The sequence below is a fragment of the Sorangiineae bacterium MSr11367 genome, from assembly GCA_037157805.1.
In the GTDB taxonomy this organism is placed as follows: domain Bacteria; phylum Myxococcota_A; class Polyangia; order Polyangiales; family Polyangiaceae; genus Pendulispora; species Pendulispora rubella.
Genome location: CP089983.1, coordinates 9,995,942 through 10,010,430, shown reverse-complemented (window position 1 = coordinate 10,010,430; position 14,489 = coordinate 9,995,942). Strand labels below are relative to the sequence as shown.

12 protein-coding genes are annotated in these 14,489 nt (G+C 61.7%); 2 read left to right on the top strand and 10 right to left on the bottom strand.

Going from position 1 to position 14,489, the window contains the following annotated elements; translation table 11 throughout:
• The first annotated feature begins 102 nt into the window (after positions 1 to 102).
• Both LVJ94_38575 and LVJ94_38570 read left to right on the top strand, forming a co-directional pair.
• Entirely contained in the window at positions 103 to 774 is a 672-nt protein-coding gene (locus tag LVJ94_38575; protein ID WXB02806.1) for a thioredoxin family protein, read from the top strand.
• Positions 775 to 868: 94 nt separating this feature from the next.
• A complete protein-coding gene (locus LVJ94_38570; protein WXB02805.1) occupies positions 869 to 2,671 on the top strand; it encodes an N-acetylmuramoyl-L-alanine amidase in 1,803 nt (600 codons plus the stop codon).
• 143 nt (positions 2,672 to 2,814) lie between these two features.
• Here LVJ94_38570 and LVJ94_38565 read toward each other — a convergent pair whose 3' ends face one another.
• The 10 genes from LVJ94_38565 to LVJ94_38520 all read right to left on the bottom strand — a co-directional run bounded on the left by LVJ94_38565 (position 2,815) and on the right by LVJ94_38520 (position 14,350).
• Positions 2,815 to 3,393 carry a hypothetical protein gene (locus tag LVJ94_38565; protein ID WXB02804.1) on the bottom strand — a complete coding sequence of 193 codons (579 nt, stop codon included), beginning with the start codon at positions 3,391 to 3,393 and terminating at the stop codon, positions 2,815 to 2,817.
• A gap of 81 nt (positions 3,394 to 3,474) precedes the next feature.
• On the bottom strand, positions 3,475 to 4,677 hold the full coding sequence (locus tag LVJ94_38560) for a DUF418 domain-containing protein (protein ID WXB02803.1): 1,203 nt from the start codon (positions 4,675 to 4,677) through the stop codon (positions 3,475 to 3,477).
• A gap of 54 nt (positions 4,678 to 4,731) precedes the next feature.
• On the bottom strand, positions 4,732 to 5,697 hold the full coding sequence (locus tag LVJ94_38555; GenBank protein WXB02802.1) for a nitronate monooxygenase: 966 nt from the start codon (positions 5,695 to 5,697) through the stop codon (positions 4,732 to 4,734).
• Positions 5,694 to 6,020 (bottom strand): (2Fe-2S) ferredoxin domain-containing protein, encoded by a 327-nt coding sequence (locus LVJ94_38550; protein ID WXB02801.1) that lies wholly within the window; start codon positions 6,018 to 6,020, stop codon positions 5,694 to 5,696. The genes LVJ94_38555 and LVJ94_38550 overlap by 4 nt, the downstream gene beginning before the upstream one ends.
• A gap of 7 nt (positions 6,021 to 6,027) precedes the next feature.
• Positions 6,028 to 6,513, bottom strand: coding sequence for a cupin domain-containing protein (locus LVJ94_38545; GenBank protein ID WXB02800.1), 486 nt, complete (start codon positions 6,511 to 6,513; stop codon positions 6,028 to 6,030).
• Positions 6,510 to 8,642 carry a prolyl oligopeptidase family serine peptidase gene (locus LVJ94_38540; protein ID WXB02799.1) on the bottom strand — a complete coding sequence of 711 codons (2,133 nt, stop codon included), beginning with the start codon at positions 8,640 to 8,642 and terminating at the stop codon, positions 6,510 to 6,512. Before LVJ94_38540 ends, LVJ94_38545 begins: the two co-directional genes overlap by 4 nt.
• Before the next feature lie 89 nt (positions 8,643 to 8,731).
• Complete coding sequence (locus LVJ94_38535) at positions 8,732 to 9,382, bottom strand: hypothetical protein (GenBank protein ID WXB02798.1); 651 nt, start codon at positions 9,380 to 9,382, stop codon at positions 8,732 to 8,734.
• A 49-nt stretch (positions 9,383 to 9,431) separates the two neighbouring features.
• Positions 9,432 to 12,170, bottom strand: a complete 2,739-nt coding sequence (locus tag LVJ94_38530; protein WXB02797.1) for a protein kinase — start codon at positions 12,168 to 12,170, stop codon at positions 9,432 to 9,434.
• A gap of 295 nt (positions 12,171 to 12,465) precedes the next feature.
• Positions 12,466 to 13,347, bottom strand: coding sequence for a serine protease (locus LVJ94_38525; protein ID WXB02796.1), 882 nt, complete (start codon positions 13,345 to 13,347; stop codon positions 12,466 to 12,468).
• Between the two features lie 73 nt (positions 13,348 to 13,420).
• Positions 13,421 to 14,350 carry a hypothetical protein gene (locus LVJ94_38520; protein WXB02795.1) on the bottom strand — a complete coding sequence of 310 codons (930 nt, stop codon included), beginning with the start codon at positions 14,348 to 14,350 and terminating at the stop codon, positions 13,421 to 13,423.
• Between the last annotated feature and the right edge of the window lie 139 nt (positions 14,351 to 14,489).

Genomic DNA, 14,489 nt, shown 5'->3' with positions numbered 1-14,489 from the left:
CCGCCTTGGCAGACCGTTCGACCGCAATCGGGGGCCGTTCATCGACGTGGGTTGGAAATGTCGTGTCGCGCGCTGCATCTCTTGGTGTCAGGAGGTGAACGCATGGGAAAGAAGTCGATTTCGATACGTATCGTCGGCATGGCCTTTGGGTGCATCCTGCTTGCAGGTTGCGATCGGGCCGCCCGCCCCGAGGGAGTCGCGACCACCACGACCACGGCGGCCAGCGGCCAGGGGACTGCCGAAGTGGGAAATCCGGCGCCGGACTTCTCGTTGCGAGACCTCGACGGCAAGACGATCAGCCTTCGCGACTACCGCGGCAAGATGGTCGTGCTCGAATGGTTCAATCCAGATTGCCCGTTCGTCCGTGCATCGCATACGAAAGCATCCCTCAAGACGTTTCCGTCGACCCAGCTCGCAAAGGGGGTGGTCTGGCTCGCGATCAATTCGAGTGCACCCGGCAATGCGGGGCACGGCGCCGCCAAGAACGCCGAAGGCAAGAAGCGTTATGGGATGACATACCCGGTACTGCTCGATGAATCCGGTGAAACGGGAAAGCGCTATGGTGCGACCAACACGCCGCACATGTTCGTGATCGATCCTCGCGGGGTGCTCGTTTACCAAGGTGCCATCGACAACTCTCCCGACGGCGAAGGCGAGTCGCCCGAGGGCGGAAAGTTGGTGAACTACGTCGGAGCTGCCCTCGATGCGGTCGCGGCTGGGCGGCCGGTCACGGTGAAGAGTACGAAGGCCTACGGGTGCGGTGTGAAGTACTAATGCGCCAAGCCGCGGTGGGAAGTCGCATATCACACGATCCGAATCTCGATTTTGCATTCGCGTGATTGCGTACGGCGCACGTATTGTGAAGGCCATGTTGCGAACGGTCCTCGCGTGGTCGATGGTGGGCGTCGTTACCGTGTCCGCATTGGCGTGCCAGTCATCGGACGGCGCGCCGTCGGCGGAGACGCGGCAGCAAGCTTTTCGCGGGGCGGCGCAGGAGTTCGGTGTGCCTGAGAGCGTGCTTCTCGGCGTTTCGTACATGGAGTCACGGTGGGACTCGAACGGTGGGCGGCCCAGTCGTGCAGCGGGCTATGGCCCCATGCACCTCACGGGCGCAGGCTCGCTCGCGCGGGCTGCGGCGCTGACCGGTTTGGACGAAGCGACGCTTCGCACGGACCCCGAGCAGAACATCCGGGGAGGCGCCGCCCTGCTCGCGGAGTATCAACGCGAGCTTGTCGCCACGGGGCCGCATGCGGATCCTGCCGAGTGGTACGGCGCGGTCGCGCATTATAGCGGGGCGATGGACCGCGGAGCCGCGCGCCAGTTCGCCGACGATGTGTACGACGTCATCGCGGAAGGGAACCAGCGCGTCACCGACGATGGGCAGCGCGTCGAGCTCACCGCGCAAGCGAGCCTCCAACCGCGGAAGGCGCAGCTGGACATCCTAGGGCTCCGCGCGTCGGTGCAGGGCGACGTGGAGTGCCCGCCATCGCTCGATTGCGAGTGGATTCCGGCTCCGTATCAGGAACTGGGCGAGGGCAAATTCGGAAATCACGATTTGTCGGATCGGCCCCGCACGCAGCAGATTACGCACATCGTCATTCACGATGTCGAAGGGTCGTATTCGAGTGCGGTGAGCGACGAGATTCTCGACCCTCACGGCGTGAGTTGGCACTACACGATTCGCTCCAACGACGGACACGTCGCCCAGCACGTGAAGACCAAGGATGTCGGTTGGCAAGCTGGCAATTGGTACATCAATTCCAAGTCCATCGGCATCGAGCACGAAGGTTTCGCGGCGCAAGGCACCTGGTACACTGAGGCCATGTACCGCAGCTCGGCCAGGCTCGTTCGATACCTTGCCGCGCGGTACGGTGTTCCTCTGGACCGCGCGCACATTCTCGGCCATGACACGGTGGCGGGCCCGACTCCAGATGCGATCAGCGACATGCACTGGGATCCGGGGCCGTATTGGGATTGGGCGCACTACTTCGCATTGTTGGGAGCACCGTTCCGTGCCACCGGCGGTCCGCACTCGGGCCTGGTGACGATCGCTCCCGATTGGGCTCGGAATCAGCCGTCATTTTTCGGCTGCGACGACGCGCATCCCGAGGCCGTGTGCCCGGCCCGCCCATCGTCCTCCGTGATTCTGCACACCGAGCCGCGCGTCGACGCCCCGCTGCTCGATGACGTTGGGACGCACCCGACGCATGGAGCGAGCTCGATGCACGTATCGGACATCGGAAGTCGCGCCTCGACGGGGCAGCAATACGCCATCGCGGACCGAAGCGGGGATTGGACCGCCATTTGGTATCTCGGGCAGAAAGGCTGGTTCTACAATCCGCCGAGCGCCCCAAGTGCGCTGCCGGCGAGCGGTTTGACCGTCACGCCCAAACCGGGAAGGGCATCGATTCCCGTTTACGGGCGCCCGTATCCCGAGGCGGAGGCGTATCCTTCGCACGTACCCGTGCAGGCCATCGTGCCGCTGCAATACGAGCTACGTGCCGGCCAGCGCTACTCGGTTGGGCACTTTCCCTCGACGGAGTACCTGTGGGCCGGCACCTTCGACCCCTCGGAGCACGTCGTGGTGCGTGGCCGTACGCGGTATTTCCAGATCCAATTCGGCCACCGCATTGCGTACGTCATGGCGGACGACGTCGAGTTGCAGCCTTAGGTCTTGGTCGAGCAGCGGCCCTCCTTGGGGGGGCGTCGCGGCATTCGCGAATCGCGAATCGCGAATCGCGAATCGCGATTCGCGATTCGCGAATCGCGAATGAGGCACGACGCCCTCTGCCCAGCAACGTCTACACGGCTGCGCTAGTCGGGTTGCGGGAAAAGGAAGTTCCAGAGCTCGCGGGTTCGCTTGGTCATGGCTTCCGGTGGGGGGAGATGCCATTCGCTTCTCGGGGCGTAGACCTTGGCGTAGATGGCTTCGAAGACGCGCTTGGGGCGGTTCGGCTCGATCATGTCGACGTCCCACGCAGGCATGATGCCGACGATTTGAAAGCCGTATCGTTCGGCAATGACTTGCTGGTGCCTCGTCTTCATCGTGACGAACGAATACGCGACGCCGGCGCCCATGGCGCGCGCCGCAGCGTCGAGAAGCAAAACGCCGAGAAACCCAACGGCCCCCCGTCGATGTTCCGGTGCGAGCGCTCCCATGCGCGATGTCACACTTTGGCTTTGCGCATCCTTGGTGAGCATCATCAACCCGACGATGGTGCCCTCGAAGCGCAAGACCAGTCCAAGCGTGTCACGCTCCTCATCCGCCCGGGCGAGTTGTACGTTGCGATAGTAGAAATCCTCCGTCAAATGGTGGCTTTCCGAACCGATAACGACATCTGGGTACCACTGCTCCAACGCACGCGTGACGAACGGCACATCGGACTTGGACAAGAGGTCGAGACTGTATCCCTGAGGGAAAGAGAGCTTGCTCGCAAGCTCGTCAACGGTGCACCAACGCATGACGGATGCGGGCTACACTAGCACTACTTCGGACGACCGACGGCGCATTGGCTGCCGCTTTCCGTAGGCGAGTGTGCGCCATACCCACTCCATCGGCCCGAGCTCGTAGCGACGGAGCCAGAGCGTGGCCATCGTGACCTGCACGGCGAACACCGCAAGGCCAATGAGTCCTGCCTTCGGTCCCTGCACGTGGTGTGCAAGGCCAAGGCCCCAGCCATAAAACAAGAATGTAGCCATGATCGATTGCGAAAGATACGTCGTGAGCGGCGTTTGGCCGATCGGAATGAGTACCGACAACCAGCGCCGCCACCGTGAATTCTGCATCAGTAAGACGACCAGTGAAATGCCCAGCGCGACGGAGGCCACGACCGAGGTGTCGTCGACCAATCGCACGACCACCTTGCGCGTCGGCCCCAGCTCCCGACCCACGACCGCGATGCGGATCGCCGCTCCGATGAGCGCGATCAGGAATCCGGCCACGGTAAGCTTGCGAAAGAGCTGCAGATGATTTGCCCCATTCTTCTGGAAGATCCGCTGTCTGCCGGCGGCGAATCCCAGAACGTACCGTCCCGCAAGCCAAGGAAGAAACCAAGGCAGCGCGCGCACGTGGATATAGAACAACGTGCGCAGGTGCGCTGCGAACATCTGCGCGTGGTCGCTTCCGTGGATGGCCGCGAGCATGCTCTCCCTCGTCTGTTGCATGATCGCTTTGTCGGGCACGAGCGCGGTCTCGATAGCAGGAATTGAAACGATGACACGCGGCAAGATGGCAAGCGCCAAACCGACGCCGATGAGCGTGCGCGTGCCGGCCCTACGGCATGGAAGTAGCACCAACCCCGTAAGCGCGTAGATCCAGAGAATGTCTCCCCACCACACGAGCAAGACATGGCAAACGCCGAAGGCGAACATGATCGCGAGCCGTCGCAGATACATCGCCGTGACCTCACGCTCCTTGGCGCGCGTGAGTTGGATGGAGAATCCGACGCCGAAGAGGAAGCTCATGACGGTCATCGACCGAAGGCCTACGAGAAGGCGAAACAGCATTCCCGAGAGGCCTTCGTTGTGGATGTAGTCCGATGAGGTTCTCGGCAGAAACGAGGAACCGCTGAACGTCGTCATGACGTTGTCTGCCAACACGACGCAGAGTGCCAGCGCACGTAGCACATCGAGCAGAGGTTCGCGGTCGGCTCGATGGATGGGGACAAGGGCAGTCATTCGACTTGAATGTCGGCCTCGTCTCTCTAACGTTGCTTGAAAAACGCCCCTGGGCTAGCCAAGTCCTGACGCGAGTTCCTGAACGATGTGCGCGGCCGGTTCGACGGAGTGCACGAGGCCCACACCTTGGCCGGCATAGTGCGCCATGGCCTCCGTATTCCCCTGGGCAGCGCGTGTCGGGGAGCCGAAATCGTAACGAAGCATGTTGGCCCCGTTGGCGCGTTGGCCCACGATTTCGCCTTCGCCGGGGCGGTTCGGTGCGGAGGGGCGTCCGGCGGCTTCCCATGCGCGCACCGTGCTATTTCGCAATGTGCGAAGTGCGGCGTTTGGCCACCCCAGGTCGAAGAGTTCCGAGTGCACCGTGTCTTCCTCGGACGACGCGAGGATGCGCTCCTGATAGATGGAATGGATGTCGGCCTCGCGGGATGCGAGAAAGCGGGTGCCGACCCATACACCCGCTGCGCCGAGTGCAAGGGCGGCGGCCACGCCGCGGCGATCGGCGATGCCACCCGCCGCGATGACGGGGATATCGCCTGCGACGTCGACCACGCGTGGAACGAGGACCATCGTCGACGCGGTGCCGCGAACGTGGCCTCCTGCTTCGTACCCTTGGGCGACGATGGCATCCGGGCTAACTTTGACCGCGTCAATGGCTTCTTGGACCGAGCCAATGACCTGAATGGCCAAGGCGCCCGCCGCGTGCACGCGCGCAATATGCTTTTCCGAGACGCCCCAGAAGAAGGAAACGATGCGCACGCCTTCTTCGAGCGCAATCGCCAGGTTCTCCTCGATGGGAAACTCGAGCACGAAATTGACGCCGAACGCGCTCGTGTGCGCGCGCACCTCGCGAATGCGACGGCGAAGATCGTCCGGCTTGTCCCAGGTGCATGCCAGATGCCCCACTCCGCCGGCCTGCGCGACGGCCGCAGCCAACTCCGGCGAGGCAATGCGCCCGATCGGCGCTTGAAAAATGGGAACGCGAACGCCGAGTCGCGCGCACAGCTTCTCGGCGGTACTCATGGCGTCGATCCGCCCCGGGCGACGACGAGCCGCTCCACCACCTGGCCAAGCATCGCCGCGTCGACAATCTCGTCCACGTCGTCCACCGTGACGTGGCCATAGACGACATGCTCGGGCTCCTGCACGATGCTGACCCCTGATTCGCACATATCGAGGCAACTCGCCGTGCAAGCGCGCACCGTGCGCGCTACGCCCTTCGCTTTCAGCGCGCCTTTCAGCTTGGCGGCGATGATCTCCGAGCCTTTTTGCGCGCACGAGCCGCGCGGATTGGCATCATCCCGCCGATTGATGCACACGAATAGATAATGCTCTCGGTGCGGCATGTTCCGATTATACCCGTTTCCAGTGCCGCCCCGGCCGGTCCGTGACCATATGCGCCTCGTAGGCTGCATCCTGCTCTTCCGGATAAAAGACGCGATCGGTCGCATCCTTCCGCTCGCCAATGGTGAGCAGGGTGCAATCCTCACTACCTCGATTGACGAAGGTATGCGCAATCCCCGTTCCCGCCGGGAACGCCACCGTATGCCCCGCCCGCAAGGCGTACTCCCGCGGAGCCTGCCCAGGCTCCACGAGCCGCACGGCACACTCCCCGGCGACAACGTAGACGAGCTCCTCTTCCTCGGAATGCGCATGCGTAAAGCTCGTACGCCGCCCCGGCGGAAGCCGGGTTTTGCTCATTCCGAGGTTCACCGTCCCCGCAGCCCGCCCAAGATCGCGATCCCAAGAGAGCGCCTCCCCGTCGAAAGGCGCCCGATAGCGCCCTTCGACCTCGGGAACGTCGTCCTCGTGCACGATGAAGGGAGGCACTTTGCTCATTTGGCGTTGCCCAACAGGTTCTCTTTGAAGAATCGCAAAATGTGCCCGAACTGCAGCACGCGGTTGTCGCGTTTCTGCGCGCCGTGCCCTTCGTCGGCAAAGATGATCAGCTGCGAGGGCACATTCTTCTTCTGCAGAAGATCGTACATCTGCAGCGACTCCCCGACGGGCACCCGAGGATCGCTGGCACCCTGGATGATCTGCAGCGGTGCCGACAGCTTGTCGATGTGCGTGCTGGGCGAAAGCTTGATCAACGCATCCTTGTCGCGCTCGGGGTCGCCATATTCGCTGATGCGCAGAATGCGCCGATAGGGCGCCGTGTTCTGCAAAAAGGTCATCAGATTGCTAATGCCCACGTTGGACGAGCCTGCATCGTACGCCCCGGCGAACATCGTCATGGCAACCAAGGTCGAATAACCACCGTAGCTGCCGCCCCAGACTCCAATCTTGGGAGCTTTGCCTCCCTCCCCCCAATTGGCGCGGATGAACTTCGATACGTCTTCGATGTCGGTGATGATGTTGAGGCGCTTGGGCCCGTCGTCGGCATGAAGCCACGTTTTCCCATAGCCGCTGCTTCCTCGGACGTTCGGCTCCACCAGGATGAACCCCGCATCGACGAAGGCCTGCAGCACCGGCGAGAAGCCCGGGACAGCTTGGCCCTCCGGGCCGCCGTGGAACATGACGAGCACGGGGCACGGACGCGCCGCGCAACGTGACGGTTCCGGCCTCCGGACGAACATTGGAATGGCCGTTCCATCGCGCGCGGGAAAGCTTTCCAGCTTGGCGGGCGCGAACGTCGCACCGTCGACCTCCGGCGAGCTCGGAGTGTGCCATGCGGTGAGCGAGCCCGCCTTCCAATCGTAAATGTAGCTCGTCCGTGGTCCTTTTCCGTTATCCACACTGACCGACAGATACCGGCCGTCGCGTGACACGGTTCCGAAGCTGACGTGGTCGCCCGTGAGCTTCGCGATGGCTGGCGGCGTGATGTCCTTGTACGTGCGGGCATCGATGATCTTGAGGCGTGTATAGCCCTGATCGTTGATCGTGTAGGCGATTCGCGTCTTCGCGTGGTCCACTTCGAAGTTGGAGATCTCGTGCGGAATCTCCGCCACGATGGGCGTGAACTTCTTCTGCGCAAGGTCCCAACGATAAAGTCGCTTGAATTCGCTCAGGTGGGACGTCTGCACCAGGATTTCGCCATCTTTGGCGCCGTACGTCGCCTCATAATCCTCTTTCTCGCCCTGACCGAAGAGTGGCGTGAGCGTCTTTTTCGACGTGTCCCACTCGTAATACTCGTTCATGTCGCCCCCCACTTCCTTTTGGAGGAGGAGCTTCAACTCCGGCGAATTGGGAGCGGCCGGCCGATGGTCGGCAATGCCCCAAATGCCTTCTTGATCGAAGACGACCTCGCGCGCGTTCTTGGCGCGGTCGTAACGATAAAGGACGTACGAGCTCGGTTTGACGTCATTCGAGCGATAGTAAATGTACTTTCCGTCGTCGCTCAGGAACTGGAACGTCGACTGCACGCCCGGCTTGTGGGCCACCACGGTGAGCTTTCCGCCCTTGGGATCCTGAAGGTAGATCCCCGGGTTCTCCTCGCCTTTGCGATCGCGTTGGAGCACGAGAAAGCTGCCATCGGGCGCGACATCGGCCAAGGTCGTCTGATCTTCGCCGCCCGTCATTTGAACGGGAAAGTGCTGCGCCCCGTCCACCCGCCAAACCTGACTCGTCCCGGTGACGTTCCAGGTCATGTACAAGGTCTTGCCATTCGGGCTCAGCCGCCCACCCGAAGGTGCTCGCACGTCGAGCATCGACTGGAAGGTGCGCGACAGGTCCTCGGGAAGGGGAGGCGCCGCGAACTTGGCAATGACCTCTTTCGGCACACTCGACGCACCGTGGCCCGAGTACGCATGCGACGCCGCTCCCGCATCCGCTTCCGTGGTCGCCGGCTTGGTGGCGTCCTTCAGCGCATTCGTAAGCGGTTGATTCCGATGCGGTGCCTCCGCAGCGGGGGTCTCACCGCCACACGCCGCGGCCACCGCAACGATGGGCACGAGCGGCACGAGCGGCACGAGCGACAGCAAGCGACGACGAAAGGACGGCGAACCAGGGTGAATCGGGCGGATCATGGCGGAATCCGTGATACACCCGCCCCCGGCCGAACGATAGAGGAAAGGCCGGGGTAGGTCCCCCTTTGCTTGGCGTTGCGATGTTCGCGTCAGTGCTTTGACGCGTCGGGACCTTTCGCCGGTGAAACCTGGCACTTCAGCGACGTCATTCGAGCGTGCGCAGCCTGGCTCGTGGTTCCTTCCGACCAGCGCTGCACGACCTGCCGATACAGATTGCAGGCTCCGCCTACGTCGCCTTTCTGTTCGAGCAGCTTTCCATAGTTCAACAATGCCCAGGTATGTTCGAAGGGATTGTCGAGCGCGGCGCAAGACCTCGTCGCACGTCGTAGGTACCGCTCCGCATTCTCGAGATCTCCGACGAGAAGATATGCCCGGCCAATGGCTTCGTCCGTTTCGAGAGCTCGCGCAGCGCTGCTGGTCAATGGCAGGTATTCGGGCAACACCGCGAGCGCCTCGCGAGCATCTTGTTGGTCGCGAATCGGACGCGCATAGGCGGTGTCCCATTGCTTCGATTTGAAAACAAGCGGTTCTCGTGACGCTTCGACCTTCAACCAAGTATCCCGTTGATGGTGATATTCTTCGCGCGTCGTTATGCCCGCAAAGTAGAGGGCCGATTGTGGAATGATTTCATGATTGAAATAGCTTCCGGGCCGCCATGCGGTCCGATGCTCCTGATGCTCGCGACCCAGTGCGGCGATTGCAGCAGGGTTGCCCATTTCATACTCGAAGAACATGCTCATTCGCGTGAACATCATGTGAGACTCTTCGTCTCCGGCGCATTCGGAAAGATTAGTGCGCCGGGGAGGCGCAGCGTAAGTTCTGGAACCGTTTGCGTGCCTCGTTAGCTGTCACGCTCCGGGATTCCTTTCCCCATCGCCTGAGTACAGTAGTGTACGCTTCGCATGCATGCGGTAAGTCGCCGAGCCGTTCGTAGGCTATGCCGAGATTCATATGCGCCCAGGTGTGCTCGAACGGAAGCCGGGTTGCCCTACACGAGTTTGCGCCGCGTTGGAGATAGGTCACGGCAGTTTTTGCATCGTTATTCAGCAAGTACACGCGTCCTATCGCGGCGTCTGCTTCGACATCGCGATCGAGTTTGTCGGGGAGCGGCAGGTAACTCGGTAAGACGCGAAGCGCCTCTGCTGCGTCTTCGGGCGTCAAGGCCGAGCTCGCGTATGCCGCAATCCAGCGAAGGTTGGTAGAACCGACCAGGTTTGGTCGCGTCGCCTGCTGTTCGAGCCAAGTTGCGCGACGTTTTTCGAGGAGATCACGTGGGAGTCGTCCCGCGAGATACTGAATACGAAGCGCCATCATTGCTGAATCGTTGATTGCGGTGGAAACCAGTGACTGGCGTTCGTGCAGTTGCTCTGACGCAAGTCGAGCGGCCAGTTCGTACTCACCGAGCTCGAGTGAGATATACAAGTCTAGCTTTACAGCCCTTGTTCGCGGAGTTTCATATCTGGTCCCCGAGAGGGCATTCCTCCACTCCTTGACGGTGCGCTTGGCGTCAAGAAACTCGCCTGCGAGTACATGGATCAAGGCCTCATCTTGTAGTCGCGCGACTTCACGTTTCGGTCCTGAACTAAGCTGCCAACCCTGCTCTAGAGTACGGAGTACGCTTTCCAGTGAGCCGCCGCGGGCATAGATTGTTGCGGCAAGAAACGTAGGCCAATAGTTGGCTGGATTTGGCATCGCCATGAGCGTGCGAAATCCTTGTTCAGCCTCCGGACAACGGCCTTCATTCATGTCTAGCTTGGCGAGAGTTTCCAGGCATGAAGATGCATATGGCGATAGTTGGATGCACATGCTGAGCGAATCACGTGTGCCCTCGATATCCTCGAGCAGCCCTAATGCGATGGCCTTTGCCTCCCATGCGAGCGCAAGAGAAGGGTCAACTCGCATCAGCTCATCGAGCACCTCGATTGCTTGGGAGAGCTTACTCGTCCTGATGAGCATGTCCGCTAATGAATACAGTACGAGCCAGTCAGATGGGTAAGATTCCTTAGCGGCAAGTAGGTGCTCTACGCTAGCGGCCAGGTTGGGCGGCACTGCCATCGCTGGAGTGTAGGCTTCGAGTAGGATTCGGTCGCGGGGACTCAGGAGATTACGATTTAACGAGGCGGAATGGTGGTGGGCGCGCGTCTCTTCGGCCGTCCACGTCGACAGCATCGCGAGATACAAGTGAGCCGAAGCCAAATTAGGGTCAAGCTCGAGTGCATGGGCAATGGTTCGTTCGGCGCCCCACATCGAGGCATCGCGCCAACTCTGAACACCCGCGGAGAGTTCTCTAAGAGCCGCCGAATTCGCCCCTGAAGTGGGGGATTCAGTCGGCGCGAGGGGTTCGTTCTTCGTTGTCGTACGGGCGGAACTCCCGGCTGCCGCGTGCAGTGCCAAGAAACCGGATACGGCAAGACCCAGTGTAATGATGATGCCGACTAAACTATTCCACACACGGGTAGAAGGGCGACCGAAACCGGCGGCTGTTTGGGGAGGGTCGCCGACGATGCCCTCGGGCGTATGAGCGCCGTATTCTGCTGAAGGCGCGGGTTTCAGATGTTGAGGAGTTGCTGGCGGGGACAATGGCCCTTGGGCACCATCGTCGTGCTTCGTACTCCCGCGTTGAGTGGCAGAGTCGTCGTGATACAGCGAAAATTCAGCGGTTATCTGCGCGCGCAGCTTAGGAGCGACGGTGGCGAGAGTTTCGCCAAGTGTCTCTTCGAAAGCATTTAGCAATGCTTCTCGCATCTCGTAGCCCGTGCGCCAACGGTCAGAGATCTCGAAAGCGAGAGACTTGTCGACAAATCGTACGATCGAAGCAGGGATGGTCGTGCTGACGCTAGCAAGTGAGCGTGCGCGTTGCGTGGCTGCTGACGCGAGCAGCGCTTCTGCGCTGTTCGCCACGTGAACGAGCTCACCGGACAATAGTGTAAAGATAGTGGCACCGGCAGCCCAGCAATCGCTAGCCGGTCCGATCTCCTCTCGTTTTCCGAGCGCCTGTTCAGGGGGCATAAAAGCCGGCGTCCCTATCATGCGACCTGTAACGGTTGCATTGGCCTCGGTATCAATATGACGCGCAATTCCAAAATCGAGCACACGGATATGGCCGTTCGAGTCGACGAAGAGGTTCTCCGGCTTGATGTCTCGATGCACAATCCCTTTGCTGTGCGCGGCCGCGAGAACATCAAGAACATCCCACATCAGCACGCCGACTTCCGCCACCGACAGTCGTTTGCCGGTGCGCTCCCATCGGGCGCGCAGCGTCTCCCCATCGAGGAGCGGCATGATCAGGAGTATGCATCCATGTTCATCCTCGGCGTCATCGAGTACAGGCACGACACCGGGGTGATCGACTTCGTTTGCTACGTATGCTTCGCGGCTGAAGAGCCTCCGGATGTCAGCATCGTCTGACAAATGCTCGTGCAAGTACTTGATGGCGACGCGATGGCCATTGCGGTGTGTTGCGGCATATACTGCGGCCATCCCGCCGACGCCGAGCAGTCGAGTGATCTTGTATTTCTGCAGGACCACCTTCCCAATGCGAGTCAGAGCACGCGCGGAACTTGAAACCTGGGAATGTGGCGGCATGAGGAAGCTCGCGAGAGCGCGTATGATGGCGTTCTGGCGTAGAATGCGTCAAGGGCCGCGCTCCGCTATCGGGTCTGTCGCATCGCGGGGATTCTACCCGAGAGGTAGTGTCAGGTGAGGTGTTGTGGGGGGGGCGTTGCATTTTTGCGCGGCTCGACTCGTCGAACGATAGAGGAAAGGCCGGCACACGCTGCGGCGTGCCGGCCTTCCGTTGCCGCTCTTGGAAGCGGGAACTCGGTTACAGGATGTTCGACGCGGCGGCGATGCGCGACATGCGCACGCCGCTGTTGGTGCCGCCGCTCGAGGTGCAGCCGCCGTTGGTGTGAACGCCAACGACTTGGCCCGATGCGTTGAGGATGCCGGAGCCGGAGCTGCCGCCCTGCGTGTCGATGTTGCCGTAGGTGTGGTAGTCGCCGCTGTTGCCGGTCTTGGTGCCCGCTTCGATCTTCTTGGGCAGGCGGGCCGGGTGCTGGATGATCGCCAGGGTGCCGCCTGCGGCGACCTCGGTGGCGTTGGCGGGCGTCGTGCCGAAGGTGGTGCCCGGGGAGCCTTGCAGGCGGACGATGGCGTAGTCGAGACCGCCCAGACCATCTTCGACGATGGCGGTGATCTTGACGTGGGTCTGCGTCAAGACCGTCGTGGAGCCCTTGGCGCGCTCGTAGTTGAATGCGATGTAGTCGTTCGCCACCGTGCTGCTGTCGATGCAGTGGCTGGCGGTGAGGAACAGATCGTTCGCAATCAGGGTGCCGGAGCAGTATTTCGCGCTCGAGGCGTCGCTGGCGCTGCTCTCCATGGCGCCGACGGGGTTCTTGTGCGCGTTGACGTACGCCGTCGAGACGCCCAGGTTGCCCGTGTAGTCGTTGACGTATACGGAGTCGTCCGTCGAGCCGCAGGTGCTCAGGACACTCGAGCCGCGGTGCTCGGCCGGCTCGCGGGTCACCTTGTAATTCGTCGGGTCGGCGACCTTGCGCAGGAAGTCCGGGTGATCGAGCGTGCCGTTGCCCTCATCCACTTGCGGTGCGGCGGGGGAGTCGGCCTCGTTCGTCGCGGTTTGGTCCGCGCTGCTGCACGCCACCAGAAACAATGCCGGCACTGCTGCGATTGCAATGAGCTTCTTCATAGGTGGAACCTCCGCCTTTACGCAATAGGAAATAGGTTGATCACGTGCGAATGATCGAAGAATCGATTCATCACTAATTCGAATAGTAAAGCGTGTGCGCCGTTGTCGAATTCGCATCGACGGAGAAGCCGCAGGTCGGCGAAACGCTCCAGCGCTTCGGACCATACGCCGGCGACAGCGTGGTGCTTCCCCGGCGGACGACCAATTGCGAGAACGTGATGTCCCCGTCCGTGGGATAGTGCGCGCATTGGCTCACGCTATAGGCCTCGAGCACCGCGCCCTGGGCTTGGGTATACACTTTGCCGTCGTTGGCGTGATTCAGCACCGTGGAAACGCCGGTGTTGACGTCCGTGCTGGTGATCTTCCAGGTGCACGCGCCCGAGGACGAGCAGTTCGAGCCTTCCATCAGCCCGTCGATCACGTCGCCGGAGGAAACCCGCCGGAGCGCGCTATGTTCGGCATGTCCCGCGTTGTCGACGTACCACGATGCAATGGCCCAGTATCTTCCGCCACCGGCGGCGCCTACACCCCATTGCAGCACGGGCTGAATGATGGCCGTGCCGCCGGAGGGCTCGAGGCTGGGGAAGAAATAGAGAAGCTGGTTGCCCGCCGTCCGCGGCGCCGCGGGCACGGTAAACCGGCCATGCATGTACGTGGCCCCGCTGGAAAGCGTGGCCCACGAGGCTTCCACCCAGCCATTCGTCGCGGGCACCTGCCCGCCGGCGGCGAATGATGCGTCGGCGCTCGCAACGCGCGGGTGTGCGCACGTTTCCTGCGCATTTCGCGCTGGTGCATTTTCATCGACTTCATGCACGCAATCGGGATGCACCAGCCCAAATGGCGTGCGCAGATAGCCCGCGCTAAGGGCCTGTTCTTCGCTGATGGCGACGGTTTCCTCCGCGTCGGACTCGGATGCCGATGCTTGGCAGCCCGCGGCGGTGAGCGCCGAGCTGCACGCGATGGATAAATAGACGAAGGTCGAAATCGAAGACCGATGTCTCATGTGCCACTCCGTGGACAAAGCTCGCCGGCGTGACCGGAGAGCGCGTGGAAAACCCTAGAAAAACGGAATGCACCGCGGCCGTCCAAATACCGCTTTCGGGGACGGCTTCGGCTTTCAGTGCAACTTCCGCAAGGGCATT

What these genes read in the sequence shown, in the direction of transcription:
- LVJ94_38575 (WXB02806.1), top strand. Translation starts at nt 103, where the DNA reads ATGGGAAAGAAGTCGATTTCGATACGTATCGTCGGCATGGCCTTTGGG.
- LVJ94_38570 (WXB02805.1), top strand. Translation starts at nt 869, where the DNA reads ATGTTGCGAACGGTCCTCGCGTGGTCGATGGTGGGCGTCGTTACCGTG.
- LVJ94_38560 (WXB02803.1), bottom strand. Translation starts at nt 4,677, where the DNA reads ATGACTGCCCTTGTCCCCATCCATCGAGCCGACCGCGAACCTCTGCTC.
- LVJ94_38555 (WXB02802.1), bottom strand. Translation starts at nt 5,697, where the DNA reads ATGAGTACCGCCGAGAAGCTGTGCGCGCGACTCGGCGTTCGCGTTCCC.
- LVJ94_38550 (WXB02801.1), bottom strand. Translation starts at nt 6,020, where the DNA reads ATGCCGCACCGAGAGCATTATCTATTCGTGTGCATCAATCGGCGGGAT.
- LVJ94_38545 (WXB02800.1), bottom strand. Translation starts at nt 6,513, where the DNA reads ATGAGCAAAGTGCCTCCCTTCATCGTGCACGAGGACGACGTTCCCGAG.
- LVJ94_38540 (WXB02799.1), bottom strand. Translation starts at nt 8,642, where the DNA reads ATGATCCGCCCGATTCACCCTGGTTCGCCGTCCTTTCGTCGTCGCTTG.
- LVJ94_38535 (WXB02798.1), bottom strand. Translation starts at nt 9,382, where the DNA reads ATGAGCATGTTCTTCGAGTATGAAATGGGCAACCCTGCTGCAATCGCC.
- LVJ94_38525 (WXB02796.1), bottom strand. Translation starts at nt 13,347, where the DNA reads ATGAAGAAGCTCATTGCAATCGCAGCAGTGCCGGCATTGTTTCTGGTG.
- LVJ94_38520 (WXB02795.1), bottom strand. Translation starts at nt 14,350, where the DNA reads ATGAGACATCGGTCTTCGATTTCGACCTTCGTCTATTTATCCATCGCG.